17 protein-coding genes and 2 tRNA genes are annotated in these 16,420 nt (G+C 63.6%); 16 read left to right on the top strand and 3 right to left on the bottom strand.

Features of this window, described 5'->3' with window-relative positions; translation table 11 throughout:
* The first annotated feature begins 188 nt into the window (after positions 1-188).
* The gene (locus Q0X61_RS00960; protein WP_297739439.1) at positions 189-731 is read left to right on the top strand and encodes an NfeD family protein; all 543 of its coding nucleotides are present in this window, start codon (positions 189-191) and stop codon (positions 729-731) included.
* Between the two features lie 9 nt (positions 732-740).
* Positions 741-2,243 carry a flotillin family protein gene (locus tag Q0X61_RS00955; RefSeq protein WP_297739436.1) on the top strand — a complete coding sequence of 501 codons (1,503 nt, stop codon included), beginning with the start codon at positions 741-743 and terminating at the stop codon, positions 2,241-2,243.
* A gap of 18 nt (positions 2,244-2,261) precedes the next feature.
* On the opposite strand, the gene Q0X61_RS00950 is transcribed toward Q0X61_RS00955, so the two are convergent.
* Positions 2,262-2,945, bottom strand: coding sequence for an SDR family oxidoreductase (locus Q0X61_RS00950; protein WP_297739433.1), 684 nt, complete (start codon positions 2,943-2,945; stop codon positions 2,262-2,264).
* Complete coding sequence (locus Q0X61_RS00945; protein WP_297739543.1) at positions 2,942-3,991, bottom strand: 3-isopropylmalate dehydrogenase; 1,050 nt, start codon at positions 3,989-3,991, stop codon at positions 2,942-2,944. Before Q0X61_RS00945 ends, Q0X61_RS00950 begins: the two co-directional genes overlap by 4 nt.
* An 88-nt stretch (positions 3,992-4,079) precedes the next feature.
* On the opposite strand from Q0X61_RS00945, the gene Q0X61_RS00940 reads away from it, so the two are divergent.
* The 6 genes from Q0X61_RS00940 (at position 4,080) to Q0X61_RS00915 (ending at position 6,776) form a co-directional block, all read left to right on the top strand.
* Positions 4,080-4,310 (top strand): hypothetical protein, encoded by a 231-nt coding sequence (locus tag Q0X61_RS00940; RefSeq protein ID WP_297739430.1) that lies wholly within the window; start codon positions 4,080-4,082, stop codon positions 4,308-4,310.
* Positions 4,311-4,315: 5 nt separating this feature from the next.
* Positions 4,316-4,810, top strand: coding sequence for a type 1 glutamine amidotransferase (locus Q0X61_RS00935; protein ID WP_297739427.1), 495 nt, complete (start codon positions 4,316-4,318; stop codon positions 4,808-4,810).
* Between the two features lie 4 nt (positions 4,811-4,814).
* On the top strand, positions 4,815-5,618 hold the full coding sequence (locus Q0X61_RS00930; protein ID WP_297739423.1) for a fumarylacetoacetate hydrolase family protein: 804 nt from the start codon (positions 4,815-4,817) through the stop codon (positions 5,616-5,618).
* Positions 5,615-6,544, top strand: coding sequence for a CPBP family intramembrane glutamic endopeptidase (locus Q0X61_RS00925; protein ID WP_297739421.1), 930 nt, complete (start codon positions 5,615-5,617; stop codon positions 6,542-6,544). The genes Q0X61_RS00930 and Q0X61_RS00925 overlap by 4 nt, the downstream gene beginning before the upstream one ends.
* Before the next feature lie 61 nt (positions 6,545-6,605).
* Positions 6,606-6,677, top strand: a tRNA-Gln gene (locus Q0X61_RS00920).
* A gap of 26 nt (positions 6,678-6,703) precedes the next feature.
* Positions 6,704-6,776 (top strand) — tRNA-Glu (locus tag Q0X61_RS00915).
* A 53-nt stretch (positions 6,777-6,829) separates the two neighbouring features.
* Here the strand turns inward: Q0X61_RS00915 and Q0X61_RS00910 are convergent.
* Complete coding sequence (locus Q0X61_RS00910; protein ID WP_297739418.1) at positions 6,830-7,558, bottom strand: IclR family transcriptional regulator; 729 nt, start codon at positions 7,556-7,558, stop codon at positions 6,830-6,832.
* 96 nt (positions 7,559-7,654) lie between these two features.
* On the opposite strand from Q0X61_RS00910, the gene leuC reads away from it, so the two are divergent.
* From leuC to Q0X61_RS00870, 8 genes are all read left to right on the top strand, one after another.
* On the top strand, positions 7,655-9,052 hold the full coding sequence (gene leuC, locus Q0X61_RS00905; RefSeq protein WP_297739416.1) for a 3-isopropylmalate dehydratase large subunit: 1,398 nt from the start codon (positions 7,655-7,657) through the stop codon (positions 9,050-9,052).
* A 13-nt stretch (positions 9,053-9,065) separates the two neighbouring features.
* Positions 9,066-9,671: a 3-isopropylmalate dehydratase small subunit gene (leuD, locus tag Q0X61_RS00900; RefSeq protein ID WP_297739413.1), complete on the top strand. Its 606-nt coding sequence runs from the start codon at positions 9,066-9,068 to the stop codon at positions 9,669-9,671.
* 42 nt (positions 9,672-9,713) lie between these two features.
* On the top strand, positions 9,714-10,508 hold the full coding sequence (locus Q0X61_RS00895) for a sensor histidine kinase KdpD (RefSeq protein WP_297739411.1): 795 nt from the start codon (positions 9,714-9,716) through the stop codon (positions 10,506-10,508).
* Positions 10,496-11,182, top strand: a complete 687-nt coding sequence (locus Q0X61_RS00890; protein ID WP_297739408.1) for a response regulator transcription factor — start codon at positions 10,496-10,498, stop codon at positions 11,180-11,182. Before Q0X61_RS00895 ends, Q0X61_RS00890 begins: the two co-directional genes overlap by 13 nt.
* Before the next feature lie 129 nt (positions 11,183-11,311).
* A complete protein-coding gene (locus Q0X61_RS00885) occupies positions 11,312-12,697 on the top strand; it encodes an MFS transporter (RefSeq protein WP_297739405.1) in 1,386 nt (461 codons plus the stop codon).
* A gap of 71 nt (positions 12,698-12,768) precedes the next feature.
* Positions 12,769-13,776 (top strand): extracellular solute-binding protein, encoded by a 1,008-nt coding sequence (locus Q0X61_RS00880; RefSeq protein WP_297739403.1) that lies wholly within the window; start codon positions 12,769-12,771, stop codon positions 13,774-13,776.
* Positions 13,763-15,316 carry a hypothetical protein gene (locus Q0X61_RS00875; protein ID WP_297739400.1) on the top strand — a complete coding sequence of 518 codons (1,554 nt, stop codon included), beginning with the start codon at positions 13,763-13,765 and terminating at the stop codon, positions 15,314-15,316. The genes Q0X61_RS00880 and Q0X61_RS00875 overlap by 14 nt, the downstream gene beginning before the upstream one ends.
* Positions 15,313-16,344, top strand: coding sequence for an ABC transporter ATP-binding protein (locus Q0X61_RS00870; RefSeq protein ID WP_297739397.1), 1,032 nt, complete (start codon positions 15,313-15,315; stop codon positions 16,342-16,344). Before Q0X61_RS00875 ends, Q0X61_RS00870 begins: the two co-directional genes overlap by 4 nt.
* Positions 16,345-16,420: the final 76 nt, after the last annotated feature.

The raw sequence follows: 16,420 nt of genomic DNA, 5'->3' as shown, positions 1-16,420 counted from the left end.
GGGGAGTGGATCCGGCCATCAGCCCGGACTTGTTGCACATCCCCTGCGCGCACTCGGTGAGCCCCGCAAAGGTTGCCGTAGGGCCGAACTCCGAGCTTCCCAGCAGTCGGTGGCGCATCGGCAACCTGCCGCACGCATCTGGGTGAGCCATGTCGTCGGTATAGTGGTGATGAAGAAGGGGACGCTGCATGGTGGTTTTCTTGACGATTGGCATCGTCGGTTTGGTCATCGTTGCGGCGTCGCTGCTCTTCGGTGAGATCATCGAAGGGGTCTTTGACCTTGATTTCCTGGGCAGCGACCTCTTTTCCGTTCCCAGCCTCGCGGCTTTTCTGGGTGCCTTCGGGTTTGGGGGAGTGATCTCTCTCAGCATCGTGGACGTCACGGCCATCGCGGTCGTCGTTGGCATCGTTGCTGGAGTATTGGCGGCGTGGGGTGCGACGGCGCTCACCCGTGTGTTGAAGCGAGGGGAGAATGCCGCCACGTTCCGCTCGGATTCTCTCGTCGGTGCCACCGGGCGTGTCATCACGGACATCCCGGAGTCAGGCTACGGCGAGGTGCGCATCTTCGGCACCGGAGGTTCGCGTAAGCGTTCTGCTCGGGCCGATACGGCGATCCCCGCGGGTACCGAGGTCTGGATTTCGAGTGTCCTGTCGCCCACGGCTGTCGAAGTCACCTCGATTGAAGAACTACCACCGCCACAATCCATCGGCTCCGGCCCTGACCCTGGTTAAGGAAACACTATGCACGAACTTCCACCGATCGTCTTGGGTATTGGCGGCGCAGTGCTGCTCGTCGTGCTCATCCTCTGGCTCATCGCGAGCCGCTACAAGGTATCTCGTCCCAACGAGGCCTACATCATTACTGGTCAGAAGGGTAAAGCGGTCACGAACCCTGAGACTGGTTTGGTCTCCACCGACCTGTCCGGCCAGAAAGTTATCATGGGTGGCGGCGTGTTCGTCATCCCGTTTGTGCAGCGCCTGCACGTGCTGGACCTCTCCTCGCGGCGCATCATGGTGACCATCCGCAACGCCGTGTCCGGGCAGGGCATCAAGCTCAACGTCGACGGCGTCGCGATCGTCAAGGTTGGCGGCAATGAAGACTCCATCCGTGCCGCAGCGCAGCGCTTCCTCATGCAGCAGGAAGAAATCGAGACGTTCACGCAGGAAACCCTCGCAGGTTCGCTGCGCTCCATCGTGGGTTCGCTCACCGTCGAGCAGATCATCCGTGACCGCGCCGCCTTCGCGCAGCGGGTTGCCGACGAATCTGAGGCGTCGCTCACGGGTCAGGGCCTGGTGCTCGACACCTTCCAGATTCAGGACATCACCGACGACGGCACCTACCTCTCCGACCTCGGGCGCCCCGAATCCGCGAGGGTTGGCCAGCTGGCTGCCATCGCCGAAGCCGACGCTCGCCGTGAGGCGGAGCAGGCGCGCATTGCCGCGTCGCAGGAAATCGCCATCTCCGAGCGCGCCCTGGTGCTGAAGGAAGCCGAGATCCAGGCCGAGACGGACGCCGCGAAGGCGCAGGCCGCGGCATCCGGCCCGCTGGCTCAAGCCGACCGTGACCAGGCCATTCTCACCGAGCAGGAGAAGGTGGCTGTGCGGCAGGCTGCGCTGAAGGAACGCCAGCTCGACACCGAGGTGCGCAAGCCTGCCGACGCGAAGCGTTACGAGATTGAGACGGAGGCGCAGGCGAGGCGTCAGGCGTCCATCTACGAAGCGGAGGCGCGCAAGGCCGCGTCGATCGCTGACGCCGAGGCCGACGCCGAGCGTCAGCGCCTCTCCGGTGAGGGCGAGCAGTCTCGTCGCCAGGCGCTCGCGACGGCCGAGGCATTCGAGGGTGCGAAGCGCGGTGAGGCTGAGAAGGCTCGGCGTATCGCGGAGGCCGAAGCTGTGCGCGCCGAGGGTGAGGCGAAGGCGGCTGCGGTTGCCGCCGTCGGTACCGCGGAAGCCGAAGCCATGGACAAGCGTGCCGAAGCCTTCGCGCACTACAACGAGGCAGCCGTGCTGCAGATGCTCATCGAGGTGTTGCCGCAGGTGGCGGAGAAGGTGGCCGCGCCACTCAGCTCCATCGACAAGCTCACCGTCGTATCCACCGACGGTGCCTCCGCGCTGCCTAAGACGGTCAACGACAACATGTTGCAGACTGTCGAACTGGTGAAAAACACCACCGGCATCGACCTGCTGGACGTGTTGAAGCAGCGCGTTGGGAAAGCCGACGTCGTGGCAGGCGAAACCGAGTAGCCAGCCGCCCCTGGCCGGCTACGACGTGGCGACCGGGCGAACCTCGAGATATTCGATCATTGCCTCGGGCGTCGCGTCGACGGCGAGTCGGACGAGATCAGCGATGGCGCCCGGGCGAATGTAGTTGCCCTGCTCGTACGGGTTGCCGTCGCGCTCCTGCATGGCGCGCTGCATGTCGGTGTCGACGCGTCCGGGGTGGATCGAGGTTACGCGAATGGTGCCGCGTTCCTCCTCGCGCAGCGCGTCGGTGAAGGCGCGCAGCGCGAACTTCGAGCCGCTGTAGAGTGCGCCGTTCGCTCGGGAGCGTATGCCCATGCCTGAGTTGATGGTGAATACGTGGCCACAGGCTTCTCGCAGCTTGGGCAGCAGCAGCGTGGTGAGCTGGGCGACGGCGAATAGGTTGATCTCGAAGATCTGCCGGAAGTCGTCGCGCGTGGTCTCCGCGATGGGCTTGGATGCTTCGATGCCGGCGCTGTGGATGAGCACGTCGCAGCGCTCCACCTGCTCTGCAGCCGCGGCGAGTGCGGCGTCGTCGTTGAGGTCGGCGACGAACGGCGAGGCGTCGCCCAACTCGTCGACGACCTTCTGCACGCTCTCGGGGTTGGTGCCGCCGACGAAAGTGTGGTGCGTGCGTACGAGTTCGCGGGCGATGGCTGCGCCGATGCCGCGCGAGGCTCCGGTGATGACTGCGACGGGTTTCATGCGATCCTTCCTGCGATGCGGTCGCCGACCTCGGTGGTGCGCACCGGGCCTGCTCCGCGTTCGCTGATATCTTCTGCGACGGCGGCCTGCACGCGCGCCGCTTGCTCGGGCAGCCCCAGGTGATCGAGCAGCAGTGCCATCGAGGAGATGGCCGCGGTCGGGTCGGCGATGCCCTGGCCTGCAATGTCGGGTGCCGAACCGTGGACGGGCTCAAACATGCTCGGGAACTCGCGCGACGGGTTGATGTTCGCGCTGGCGGCGAGCCCGATGCCACCGGTGACGGCGGCCGCGAGGTCGGTAACGATGTCGCCGAACAGGTTGTCGGTGACGATCACGTCGAACTGCGCCGGATCCTTCACCAACGCGATCATGGCCGCGTCGATGTGCAGATAGTTCGTCTCGACGTCGGGGAACTCCTCGCCGATCTCAGCGACGACACGGTTCCAGAGCTTGCCCGCGTTGACGAGCACGTTGTGCTTGTGGAGCAGCGTCAGCTTCCCCCGACGACGGCTGGCCCGCTCGTACGCGTCACGCACCACGCGCTCCACACCGTAGGCGGTATTCACGCTCACTTCGGTGGCGATTTCATGCGGCGTTCCGACGCGCACCGCGCCGCCGTTGCCGCAGTACAGGCCCTCGGTGCCCTCGCGCACCACCACGAAATCGACCTGTTTGCCTTCCACCACCTCGGGTGCGAGCGGCGTCGGCACCCCCGGATAGAGGGTGGAGGGGCGCAGGTTCACGGCGTGGTCGAACGCGAAGCGCAGGCGCAGCAACAACCCGCGTTCCAGAAGCCCCGACGGTATCGCCTTCGATCCGGGAGCCGCCCCCACCGCGCCCAGCACGATCGCGTCTGCGCCGCGCAGTTCGTCGAGCACGGAGTCGGGAAGCACCTCGCCGGTGCGCTGCCAGCGCTCCGCGCCAAGGTCGTAGTGCGTGCAGTTGAATGCGTCAGGCGCTACGGCGTGCAGCACCTTGAGTGCTTCGGTGGTCACCTCGGGGCCGATGCCATCCCCGCCAATCACTGCGATGTTCTTGCGCGTCATGCCTGCCACACTAGCCACCGACGCGCCGTCCGCCCACGCCGTTTCACCACCTGGGCGATCCCGCCAGCGATGGTCTACCGTTCGGAGCATGCCCAATGCTTCCCTCCACACACTGCCGCGCATCACCGTGCTGGAACTCGACGTGCTCTGCCCGCTCGACAGGTTCGAACCGTGGCTTCGTGCAGGCGCGCAGCTCGACGTCCGGCGCGTGTGGGAGCATCCCGACGCGTTCCTGACCGAGCTCGCGGACGGCCTCATCGTGCTCGGGGGCCGGCGAGCGCCGTCGACGACGCCACATCGCCCTGGTTGCCGGCGGTGATGCACATGCTGCGGCGTGCCGTGGACGCGCACGTCCCCACGCTCGGTATCTGCCTCGGGCATCAGATCCTCGCCCACGAGTTCGGCGGCGAGGTGCAGGCGCCTGCTGCCGGGCGCGACGAAGAAGGCGCGGCGGAAGTTGTCTGGAGCGAGCAGACAGTGTCGGACCCGCTGGTGGGCGAGTTCGCACGTGCCGGCGCGAGTATCGTCGCAGAATCTCACAACGACGCCGTCACACGCATCCCCGACGGCGCCTCGTTGCTTGCGTCGTCGGCGCGCTGTGAGGTGCAGGCGATGCGCATCGGCTCGGCTGTCGGTGTGCAGTTTCATCCCGAGGTGTCGCCTGAGCGTATGGAACTGTGGACGAACGGGCATGGCGGCGACGGCGCGGCGATCCGGCGCGAAATGGAGGCCGTGGATGCGCAGGTGGCGCTCGTCGGGCGGCGCCTGGCCGAGCAGTTTCTGGTGGCTGTGGCGGTGCATGCCGGGACGATAGGCTGAACGCATGCGTATTGCACGATTCACCCGCGACGGTATGGAACCCACTTACGGCATCATCGAGCTGGCGGTCGACGACGGCGACCACCCCGACACGATCGCCTCACTCACCGCCGACCCGCTGGCCGGGGTGCCCGTGAACTACACGGGGGAGCGGTTTCACCTCGAGGATGTGCGTCTGCTGTCACCGGTGATTCCGCGCAGCAAGATCATCGGCATCGGGAAGAACTACGCCGATCACGTGCAGGAAATGGGCGGCGAGGCACCGTCGGAGCTCTTGGCATTCTTCAAGCCAAACACGACGGTGATCGGCCCGGGCGAGAGCATCATCAAGCCTGCCGGCTGCGCCGAGATGAGCTACGAGGGTGAGCTCGCGATTGTCATTGGCCGGTTCTGTAAGGAGGTGCCCGCGGAGCGCGTGAAGGATGTCATCTTCGGCTACACCATCGCCAACGATGTGACCGCCCGCGACTGGCAACGGAGCGACAATCAATGGTGGCGAGCCAAGGGTGCCGACACGTTCCTGCCGCTCGGCCCGTGGATCAACACGCATCTCAGTATTGAGGAGGCGTCGCAGCTCAGCATCCAGACCGTCGTTGGTGACGAAATTCGCCAAGACGGCAACACGCGCGACATGATGCGCAGCATCACCGACATTGTCGTCGAGCTCACGAAGTCGATCACCATGCTGCCTGGTGACCTCATCCTCACCGGCACTCCGGCAGGAGTCGGCGATATACACGCCGGGGACGAAGTCAGCATCACCATCGACGGGCTCGGCACGTTGAGCAACCCCGTCGCCGACGAATGAGCCACTCCAGTCAGCCTCCGACGCTGCTGCATCGTGGGGCACCGGAGGATCCGCCGTCCGACGTGCCTTATGCGCTCGCGCTGCAGCCTGCCGAGCCGTTCCGGGCGATGATGGGCATCCTGTTGGCCTTTTGTAGCTATGTGGTGTTGCTCCCAGTCGTGCAGCAGGTGGTGCTCTTCGTCGGTGCGCGGGCGCGTGGTGTGCAGGATTTCCCGACCTATTCCAAGTGGGCGCGCGCATACGAGATCCCCGAAGGGCTGCTCGCCGGGCATCTCGCCCTGGCCTCGCTCACGCTCGTGGCACTGGCGGTGGCGCGGTTCGTGCATGGCCGAGCGGCGAAATGGACGTTCTCCGTGCAGCCCGGCATGCGGTGGCGGTACTTGCTCGCGACGGTGCTCGTCGCCGTGGTCCTGCTGAACGTCATGCTGTGGGCGTCGTTTGGGTGGCAAGGCTTGCCGCAGTTCAACTCAGGGCAGTCGAACGCGGGCTGGTTCGTGCTCGTGGTGCTGTTGTCCTCGCCGCTGCAAGCGCTCGCGGAGGAAGTGTTCTTCCGCGGCTACCTGATGCAGGCGTTCGGTTCGATGACGGGCAAGGTGTGGGTTGGTGTGGTTGCCTCGTCGCTGATCTTCGCGTTCATGCACGGGCTGCAGAATCCGGCGCTGTTCACACACCGGCTGGCTTTCGGGTTGGTGTCTGGGGTGCTCGTGCTGTGGACGGGCGGCTTAGAAGCGGGCATTGCGGCGCACGTCGTGAACAATCTAGGGGCGTTCGGATACGCCATTTTCACCAGCAGCGTCGCCGAGATTCGCGCGGTGCGGGAGATCACCTGGGCCAAGACCGGATGGGACATGCTGACCTTCGTGCTGTTCGCGCTCGTCGCTGGCTGGATTGCTCGGCACATGCGCCTAGCCACGCGCACCCCATGATGTTGCAACGCGGTGATTTCGTCGTGTAGAGTCTGTCGACGTGCCAACGCATCATCAACCTAGGGGTATGGGGTAATTGGCAGCCCGACTGATTCTGGTTCAGTTAGTCCAGGTTCGAGTCCTGGTACCCCTGCGGAGAAGCGATTCTCCACCTGCTTCGGCCCCGTTGTGTAGCGGTCCAGCACGCCGCCCTCTCAAGGCGGTAGCGCGGGTTCAAATCCCGTCGGGGCTACAAGTGCAACGCCTAGTCAGTTTCACCTGGCTAGGCGTTGTGCATTCTCTAGTTCAGTCGGTATTGCCGGAACGCTTCAGTACCTCGCTCAGCCGCTCGGCGGCAGCCATGACTGCGGCTCCGTGGAGTCGGCCAGGGTAGCGGGACAGGCGCTCGATTGGCCCGGAACACGAGGCCGCGGCAATGATTTTTCCCGACGGGGCCAGCACCGGGGCAGAGACGCTCGCCACCCCTGGCTCTCGCTCAGCCACCGACTGGGCCCAGCCGCGACGTCGGACGGTGTGCAGCATTGACTGGGTGAAGCTCGCACCCTCGAGTAGCGACTGAATGCTCTCTGGGTTTTCCCACGCCAGCAACACCTGAGCGGCAGACCCAGCCTTCATGGAGAGCTGGGCGCCGAGCGGCACGGTGTCGCGCAGACCCTGGGGGCGCTCGACAGCGGCCACGCACACTCGCACGTCGCCCTGGCGTCGGAACAGCTGCGCCGATTCTCCCGTAATGTCGCGCAGTCGGGTGAGGATCGGGCCAGCGGTGGAGAGCAGGGGGTCTTCGCCTGCGGAGTCGGCGAGTTCCATCAGCCGAGGGCCGAGCACGAAGCGTCCCTGCAAGTCGCGGCCAACGAAGCGGTGGAATTCGAGCGCCACGGCGAGGCGGTGCGCAGTGGGGCGCGCGAGACCTGTCGCAGTCACAAGGCCAGCCAACGTGAGGGGCTGGTGTTCCAGGGCGCTCAACACGGCCGCTGCCTTGTCGAGTACACCCACTCCACTGCTGGTTTCGTCCATATACTGAGACTATCCATTTCAAGATCCGGACTGCAAGTCTGGGCTGCTTGCCGTTCAGTCACAGTAGGGGTGTACGCGTTATCGGAAGGTGATTTCATGGGCAAGACTCTCAGCCAGAAGGTGTGGGAAGCGCATGTCGTGCGCTGCGTCGATGACGAGCCAGATTTGCTCTATATCGACCTTCACTTGGTGCACGAAGTGACCAGCCCGCAGGCGTTCGAGGGGCTCCGACTCGCTGGGCGCAAGGTGCGACGTCCTGAGCTCACGCTCGCCACCGAAGACCACAACACGCCCACGGTGGACATTCTCAAACCCATCGCAGACCCGACGAGCCGCACCCAGGTTGAGACGCTGCGGCGCAACGCTGAGGACTTCGGCGTCCGACTCCATTCATTGGGTGATAAAGACCAGGGCATCGTCCACGTCGTCGGGCCACAACTCGGGCTGACGCAGCCAGGGATGACGATCGTGTGCGGCGACTCACACACGTCGACGCATGGCGCGTTCGGGGCGCTCGCGTTCGGCATTGGCACGTCGGAGGTGGAGCACGTGCTCGCCACGCAAACGCTGCCGCAGAAGCCGCTCAAGACGATGGCCGTGAATATTGACGGGGAACTTCCCAAAGGTGTGACCGCCAAGGACATTGTGCTCGCGCTCATCGCGAAGGTGGGCACAGGCGGTGGCCAGGGGTACATCGTCGAGTATCGAGGTTCGACGGTCGAGTCGCTGTCCATGGAAGGGCGGATGACGATCTGCAACATGTCGATCGAGTGGGGCGCGAAGGCGGGCATGATCGCGCCCGACGAGACGACGTTCGAGTACATCGCGGGCCGCCCCCACGCGCCTGAAGGTGCGGAGTGGGATGCGGCCGTCGAGTATTGGAAGAGCCTGCGCACCGACGACGACGCCGAATTTGACCGCGAGATTCACATCGACGCCACCAAGCTCACGCCGTTTGTCACCTGGGGAACCAACCCCGGGCAGGGCGTGGAGCTTGGGGGAGTGGTGCCGTCGCCGGATGATTTCGAGTCCGAGATTGATAAGACGACGGTGCGCCGCGCCCTCGACTACATGGATCTCACGCCCGGTATGAAGATGCGCGACATCAAGGTCGACACCGTCTTCCTCGGCTCCTGCACCAACGGGCGCATCGAGGATCTTCGCCTGGCTGCCGAGGTGCTGAAGGGGCGGAAGATCAGCGACGACGTGCGCATGCTCGTCGTTCCCGGCTCTGCGCGCGTGCGTCTGCAGGCCGAAGAGGAAGGGCTCGACAAGATCTTCCTCGAGTTTGGTGCTGAGTGGCGTGCCGCCGGTTGCTCGATGTGCTTGGGCATGAATCCCGACCAGCTCGCGCCAGGGGAGCGCTCCGCATCCACGTCGAACCGTAACTTCGAGGGCCGCCAGGGCAAGGGCGGACGCACGCACCTCGTGTCGCCCGCCGTCGCCGCAGCCACCGCCGTGACGGGCCACCTGGCGTCGCCAGCCGATCTCTGAGAAGGAAACACCCATGGACAAGTTCTCTACCCACGCAGGCGTCCCCGTTCCGCTGCGCCGCAGCAACGTCGATACCGACCAGATCATCCCGGCCGTCTACCTGAAGCGCATCACCCGCACAGGCTTCGAGGACGGGCTATTCGCTGCATGGCGCGACGACCCCGACTTCGTCTTGAACCAGGAAGCATTCAAGGACGGCACCATCTTGATTCCGGGGCCGGACTTTGGCACTGGCTCATCGCGTGAGCACGCGGTGTGGGCGCTGCAAAACTACGGTTTCAAGGTGATTATCGGTTCCCGCTTCGGCGATATCTTCCGCAACAACGCGGGCAAGGCTGGACTCGTCGTCGGCGTTGTCTCTGAGGAGACCGTCGAACACCTGTGGGATTGGATCGATGCCAACCCAGGCGCCACGATCAAAGTGAGCCTCGTCAACCGCACCCTCACCGTCGGCGATGAGGTGATCGACTTCGAGATCGACGACTTCACGCGCTACCGCCTCATGGAGGGGCTCGACGACATCTCGATGACCCTCCAGCACGACGCAGACATCGCGGCATATGAGGAACGTCGGCCGGCATTCAAGCCCGCGACGCTGCCCGCCAAGGTGCTCGACTGAGGCGCTGAAGCGGTGCCATCGTAGGTGTGACACGATTAGCCGATGATGGTTGCATGCATCCTCGGCTGGGTCGGTGCTGCGGTGCTCGGAGTCTGGGGCGCTCACGAGTATCGCCTGCGACGAAAGGTCCAGCTGGAGCTGAGTCGCGTCGAAGCAGAACTGCTGCAGCGTGATTGGGCGCCTGCCACCGTGTCGCACGAAATCCGAACGCCTCTCGCGCTCGTTAAAGGAGCGGCCGAGCTCCTCGCTGAGCAATTGCCGGGAAAACTCAACGATGTGCAGCGACGGTTCGTGGAGACAATCACGGAGAATACGCAGCAGGTGATCGACATCGCCGAGAGCTTCCTCATCGATGTCCGGCTCGCAGGATCCGAACCGCTTACCGTCGGAACCGTGGATGTGCGTGCGGTGGTTGCGGAGGCTGCGCGGGGCATGCGTCGCATCGCGTCGGCGCCTATTCATGTGGATGCTGAGGGCGGCATGCGGCCCATCCAGGGGGACGCAGGCCTCATCCGGCAGCTCGTGTGGAACCTGGTAAATAATGCTGTGCGGCATTCTCCAGAAGGAGGCGTGGTGACGGTACGTGTTGCGGACGCGGAGGAGAGCGGTGCCCTCATCACCGTGATGGACAGCGGGGAAGGAATGAGTGCGGAAGACAGAAAGAACCTCTTTGCCCCGTTCGTCACCGGCTCTGCCCGACGCGTTGGCACAGGCATCGGCATGAGCGTTGCGAAGCGCATCGTCGATGCGCATGGAGGCCAAATCATGGTGGATTCCGCGCCAGGAAAGGGAACGATGGTCCATGTGTTGATGCCAGGAGTTTCATGCAGCCGGTAGCGCTTGTCGTCGACGACGAACGACAGATGGTGTCAATTGTGACGTTCGCACTGGAGACCCAAGGCTTTCAATGCATTGCTGCTCACGACACTGCGCAGGCTTGGCGTCTGCTGCGCCAGCATCACGTGGATTTAGCGGTGCTTGATGTGATGCTTCCTCTGGGGTCGGGCGTGGAGCTCACTCGTCGGATCCGTGCCACATGGAGCAACATGCCCATTGTGTTGCTGTCAGCGCTGGGTGCAGAGAAAGACCGTATCGCAGGCTTGGAAGCAGGTGCCGACGATTACGTCACCAAGCCGTTTAGCCCTCGAGAACTCGCCTTGCGAGCGCAAGGTTTGCTGCGGCGTTCGCTGCCCACTCAGACCATGCATCGCATCGAATGTGGCTCACTGCTGCTCGACAGGGCAACAGGTGAGGCTTGGTGGGATGGGGTAGGGCTTCCGCTCAATCCTACCGACTTCCGCTTGCTTGCTGTCTTAGCGAACAAGCCCGACGAAGTGGTGTCGCAACGCACAATCCTCAATGAGGCTTGGGGAACCGACGAGCTCGCAGCCAGTCGAGAGATGCTCAAGACGAGCGTGTATCGACTACGTCGTGCATTGGCATCTGTAGGTGTGGACGCAACAGTGATCGAGGCCAAACGTGGCCAGGGATACCTGCTGCGCACACGTTGAGGAAGCAAGGTGACAAGGCTGTCACCAAGCGTCACCGTGTGAGGCAGCGCTGTTACTGAGCGCCGACGCACGCTTGCTCTGCGAACGCATGCACGTCGTTGATGCACGCCCAATGAAGGAGCAAATTCTATGTCAACCACCACCGCAGAGAAGCCGCTGGGGTTTCTTTCGGCACCACCCGCACAGCCTCGAGTGCCCGACCACGAGGTGGATAGCCTCTACAAGCGCTATCGCTTCAGCGTATTCATGGGGATCTTCATCGGATACGCCGGCTTCTATCTGATTCGAAATAATGTGTCGCTCGTCGCGGCTATTCTGAAAGACAACGGTCTGATGAATGCCACGGGCATTGGCATGGTGGCCAACGCTGTCCTGTTTGCGTACGGCCTTTCCAAGTTCTTCATGGCGATGCTCTCTGACCGGGCAAATGCGCGCTACTTCATGCCGCTTGGTCTGGCACTGTCCGCGGTGGTGAACCTGCTTCTGGCATTTGTTCCGGCACTGACGGCCTCCGTCGGCGTCTTTGCGCTGATGATGTTCATCAACGGCTGGGTACAGGGCATGGGCTGGCCTCCCTCGGGCCGTGTGCTCGTGCACTGGTTCTCGACGAACGAGCGCGGTTGGAAAACCTCCATCTGGAACTGCGCACATAATGTCGGCGGCGCTGGGGTAGGCGTGGCCGCCGCCTTCGCGCTGCAGCGTTGGGCGGTCGACAGGGCTGACTGGACACCGGCCTTCTGGTTCCCTGCCATCATTGCGCTCGCCGTCGCGCTGATCGCCTTCCTGCTCATTCGTGATCGTCCGGAGGCGGTTGGTCTGCCTCCCATTGAGGAATATCGCAACGACCCGGCGAAGGTGAAGTCCACGGGCGGCTCCATGACATGGAAGGAAACCCTGGTCAAGCACGTCCTCACGAACCGCGTGATCGTGATGCTAGCCCTCACCAACGTCTTCGTGTACACGCTTCGCTACGGCGTGCTCAACTGGATCCCCGTCTATCTGACGCAGGAGATCCACGGCGCGGATGTCAAGGATGGGCTCATCGGGTTCGCCGTGTATGAACTCGCTGGCATCATCGGTACGATCCTGTGCGGATGGGTGTCTGACAAGGTGTTTAAGGGTTGGCGCTCGGGGGCTGGCTTGCTCTTTCTCGGAGGTGTGGGCATTGCTCTGGCCATGTACTGGTTGCTTCCCGCCACTGCACCGATGTGGTTGTTCTACACACTGATCGCTGTGATCGGCGGACTCATCTACGGCCCCGTCATGCTTATTGGTCTACAAGCGATTGATCTCTCCCCGAGCAACGTGGCCGGTACCGCAGCTGGATTCACCGGGCTGTTCGGTTACCTGTTGGGCGCGTCGCTCGCGTCGACTGGCGTTGGTCTCCTGATTGATCACTTCGGCTGGAGCGTCACCTACATGTGTCTTCTCGGTGTGGTCGTCTTGGCGCTGATTCTGATGTGGATTGTTGGCCGTGACGAGCGCGCGCTCATCGCACAACGGGCAGAGCGCTGATCGAAGCCCTTCCCTCTTTAAGTAGCGCGCGGTGTCCTTCTTGGGGCGCCGCGCGCTACAGTTTGTCAATTATGTTCGGTTCCCTTTGGCTTCGACGAGCGGCGTTGCGTGGCTGCGCAGTATTGGCAGCGCTCGTGCTGCTGGTGACGAGCTTGCTGGTTTCAACGCGCGGGGAGACGCTCGCGGTACTGTGCTCGAACAGTGAACGTACCTGCGAGGCGCTCGTCGAAGCTTATGTCAGTGCCGACGTGCGCGTTTCCCTCGTGAGGTTGCCGACATCGCAAGCACTAGCTCGGCTGCAGCAGCACCGGCGGTCGCCTGAGTTTGACGTCTGGGTGGGCGGGCCATCGGATGCTTACGAGAGCGCCAAAGACGAGGGACTGCTCGAACCCACCCACACGGGCTCGCCCACGAGATTCGATGATCCGGATGGGTACTGGCGAGGGATCTATGGTGGGGTTCTGGCGTTTTGCGTCGCACATTCGACGAAACCGCCAGCGACGTGGGCGGACTTGCTCCGTCCAGACCTTCGCGGAGAGATTGTGATCCCCAATCCGCTGACGTCGGGCACCGCAACTACGATCCTGTTGGTGCAACATGCCCGTAGCGCATCGGCACAGGAGCGGGTGCAGTTTCTCAGAGCGCTGAATGCCCAGACTGCGCACATCGCTGAATCAGGGACGTCACCCGCTCAGCTCGTGGCTGCCAGGAGGGGGAGCGTGGCCGTGACGTTCGCGCCGTACTGCGACCAGCAACGAGCGCAATCTCGCGCAGTCACCACTGTGTTTCCCCGCGATGGAACAGGATACGAGGTCGGTGCCGCAGCCGTGCTGCATGGAGCGCGCCATCAGCGTGAGGCGATGCGGTTCTTCCGCTATGTGACTTCCTCGGAAGGGCAGCGGGTAGCCTCCTCTGTGAGCGGGCAGAGCCCCATCGCCGAGGACCTCGACGGCAATCTGGCCGGGGTGCTTGCGTCCTTGCAAGTGCCAGTGCTCGTGAAAGACTCCAGCGTGAATAGCGTATTGCGTGAGGCGCTCGTCACTGAATGGCTTGCAGAAGTTCGCGATGGCGAATACTAGCACTGCCGACATCGCGTGGTGGTCCAATCCCCGACGGGGGCGTCGCCGAGATCTGCTTGGTGGCGCAGCGCTACTGGTGCTGCTCGCTGTGCCATTCCTACGTCTCATTTGGCTCGATGCCGCCGATGCTGGCGCGACGTTGCCAGATACCGGGTGGCTGCCGATGCTGAGGGTGCTGTGTCGAAGCATGGTGATGGCAGCTGCGGCGGGAATGATCGCGAGCTTCGGCGGTCTGATACTGGCCATCGCAGTGCGCGTCAGCCCGAGACCGTGGCTGTTGCTGGCGCTGGCTGGGTGGCTGCTCGCAACTCCCGCGGCGGTGGTTGCTGCGCCGCTGGGGCGAATCGTGGGATTCGAGCCGATTGTGATCTGCGTGGCTGCCTACGGCGTGGCGGGCATTCCCATCGCGGCAGTGTGCGTTGCAAGCTCGTTGGCGCGCGTCCATCCGCAACAACTGCTTGCCGCTGCGGACCTCGGGGTGTCGCCATGGTCCCTCTGGCGACGTCTGTTGCTCCCCGCTTGTGGGCCAGGCATCAGCCTCGGTTGGGCGATGAGCGCGTTGCTTGCGTTGACGGATCCCTCCGTGCCGCTCGCGCTCGCGAACGCGCGCCCGATGCTCGCCACATTCATTTTGCATGCCATCACTGCTGATGCCCCAGCCATTGTGGCGGGGCGTGCGGTGCTTGCACTCGTGGTGATGGCGGCGGTAGTAGCGATGATCGCGACGCGCTGGCTAGGCGGGCTGGCGCTCCCGGTGTTGCGCGGGTCACGCGAGCTTGCGCAGTTTCTCGACCCGTGGCGGATCGTGCGTAGCCTAGGTGCCTTCGTCGGCGTTGGTGTCGCTGCCGTGTTTGGTGCCACCGTCATGCAAGCTGCCCGGTGGCGGAGACAATCCGAAACGCTTTGGGCTACAGCCACGATGACGCTCGTTACCGCGATACTGGTGGTGTTTCTCTCGCTGCTTCTAGGCGGTGGGACTGCGCTGCTTGCGAGGCACCGCGGGCGGCTCCTCGATCCACTCATGTTCTTCGTGCTCGTGCTCTCCCCAGTCGCGCTTGGAGCGTTGATCGCGCTAAATCACCGCAATCCCATGCCGATCGGGCCGGTTGTCGTCCCGGCGCTTGTCGGAGGAGCGGCGCCCCTGCAAGGGATGATTGGAGTGATGCTCTGCCTCATGACGTTCGGCGTGCCTGCGGCGTATCTGATGGTGGTTGTTGGGCTGCGCAGATCGGTGCAATGCGGCGAAGCTGCCGAGCTGCTCGGGGCTGGTGCTGTGCGAACCGCGTCGGAGGTGTTTTGGCCGTTGATGCGTCCTGCGCTCGGAGTAACCCTAGTAATGCTGACGAGTGTTGTGCTGACACGGGTGACGCCAGTGGTGTTTGTACAGCCGCCCGAGCTGTCCCTCGCCGGGCCAAGGATCGTGACACTTGTGGGCGCTGGCAAGCTAAGCGAAGCCTCGGCGTTGGCATTAGCCATGGCGACGTTGACCGCGGCGGTGACGTTCGTAGTCGCGCTACTTGGGCGGAGGAGAAGGACATGAACCTGGTGGTCAAATCCCTGCGCGATGTGCGGGGTGTACTTGATGCGGTGTCCTTCGCGGTCTGCGACGGCGAAGTGCTTGCGATCGTCGGCCCGTCTGGGTGCGGGAAAACTACGCTGTTGCGCAGTATTGCGGGGCTACATGCGATGCGTTCCGGGGAGATTGAGATCGACGGTACCTCCATCGCAACCATTCCCGCTCGGAAGCGGAACACTGGGATGGTGACGCAGTCGGCGTCGCTGTTTTCTGGGTTGAGCGTGCAAGAGAATATCGAGTTTGGGCTCGATGGGGCAGAGATGGATGCGCTGCGGCGACGGGACCTCGTCGATATTGCGATGGCGACGATGAACGTCTCCCGGCTCGCTCAGCGGCAACCAGAATCCTTGTCGGGTGGGCAGGCGCAGCGTGTATCGCTCGCTCGAACGCTGGTGCGCAACCCGCGTGTGCTGTTGCTTGACGAGCCGCTTGCGCATGTGGAAGCGACGATGCGCGCCTCCATTCGAAAAAGCCTACTCACACACGTGCGACGCGAGGGGGCCGCGACGCTCTACGTCACGCACGACATTGATGAGGCCTGCGCCGTAGGTGATTCGCTCCTGGTGTTGCGGCACGGGACGGTTGCGCAGCTGGGAACGCCTCGCGAGGTATACCAACGGCCGGTGAGCCAGTTCGTCGCCCGATTCATGGGGATCCCCAACATCTTCGCAGGCACTGTTGTAAGCAGCGCCCAAGAGGGGGTAATCATAGAAGTCGGGCGTAGCCGTATGGCGATTCCAGGCGAAGTGATGCCTGGCCCGGCGGCGCTCGTCCTCCATCCCGGAGACATCCGGTTGCGTGGTGCGAAGGGGAGCGAAGTGACGGGGTTGCGAGGGCAAGTGATTGCGTCACGGTTTGCACGCACGCATACTGTCGTTGAGCTGGAAACAGAGATGGGCACCTTGGTGGTACACGAACCGGGTGACAGCATTCGGCAAGTGGGAGATGTCGTGCAGTTTGAGTTGCTGCATGGTTGGGTGATCCCCGCGTGACAGCGTACTCGTCGGAACCAGCGGAGGTTTTGCTGACGCCGCGCTCGGGTGCCCACATCATTAGGGAATCGGCAAG

Origin of the sequence: uncultured Tessaracoccus sp., from assembly GCF_947255005.1 — a bacterium.
Classification (GTDB): Bacteria; Actinomycetota; Actinomycetes; order Propionibacteriales; family Propionibacteriaceae; genus Arachnia.
The sequence above is the reverse complement of the archived record's forward strand: the minus strand, read 5'-3'. Positions and strand labels throughout refer to the sequence as shown.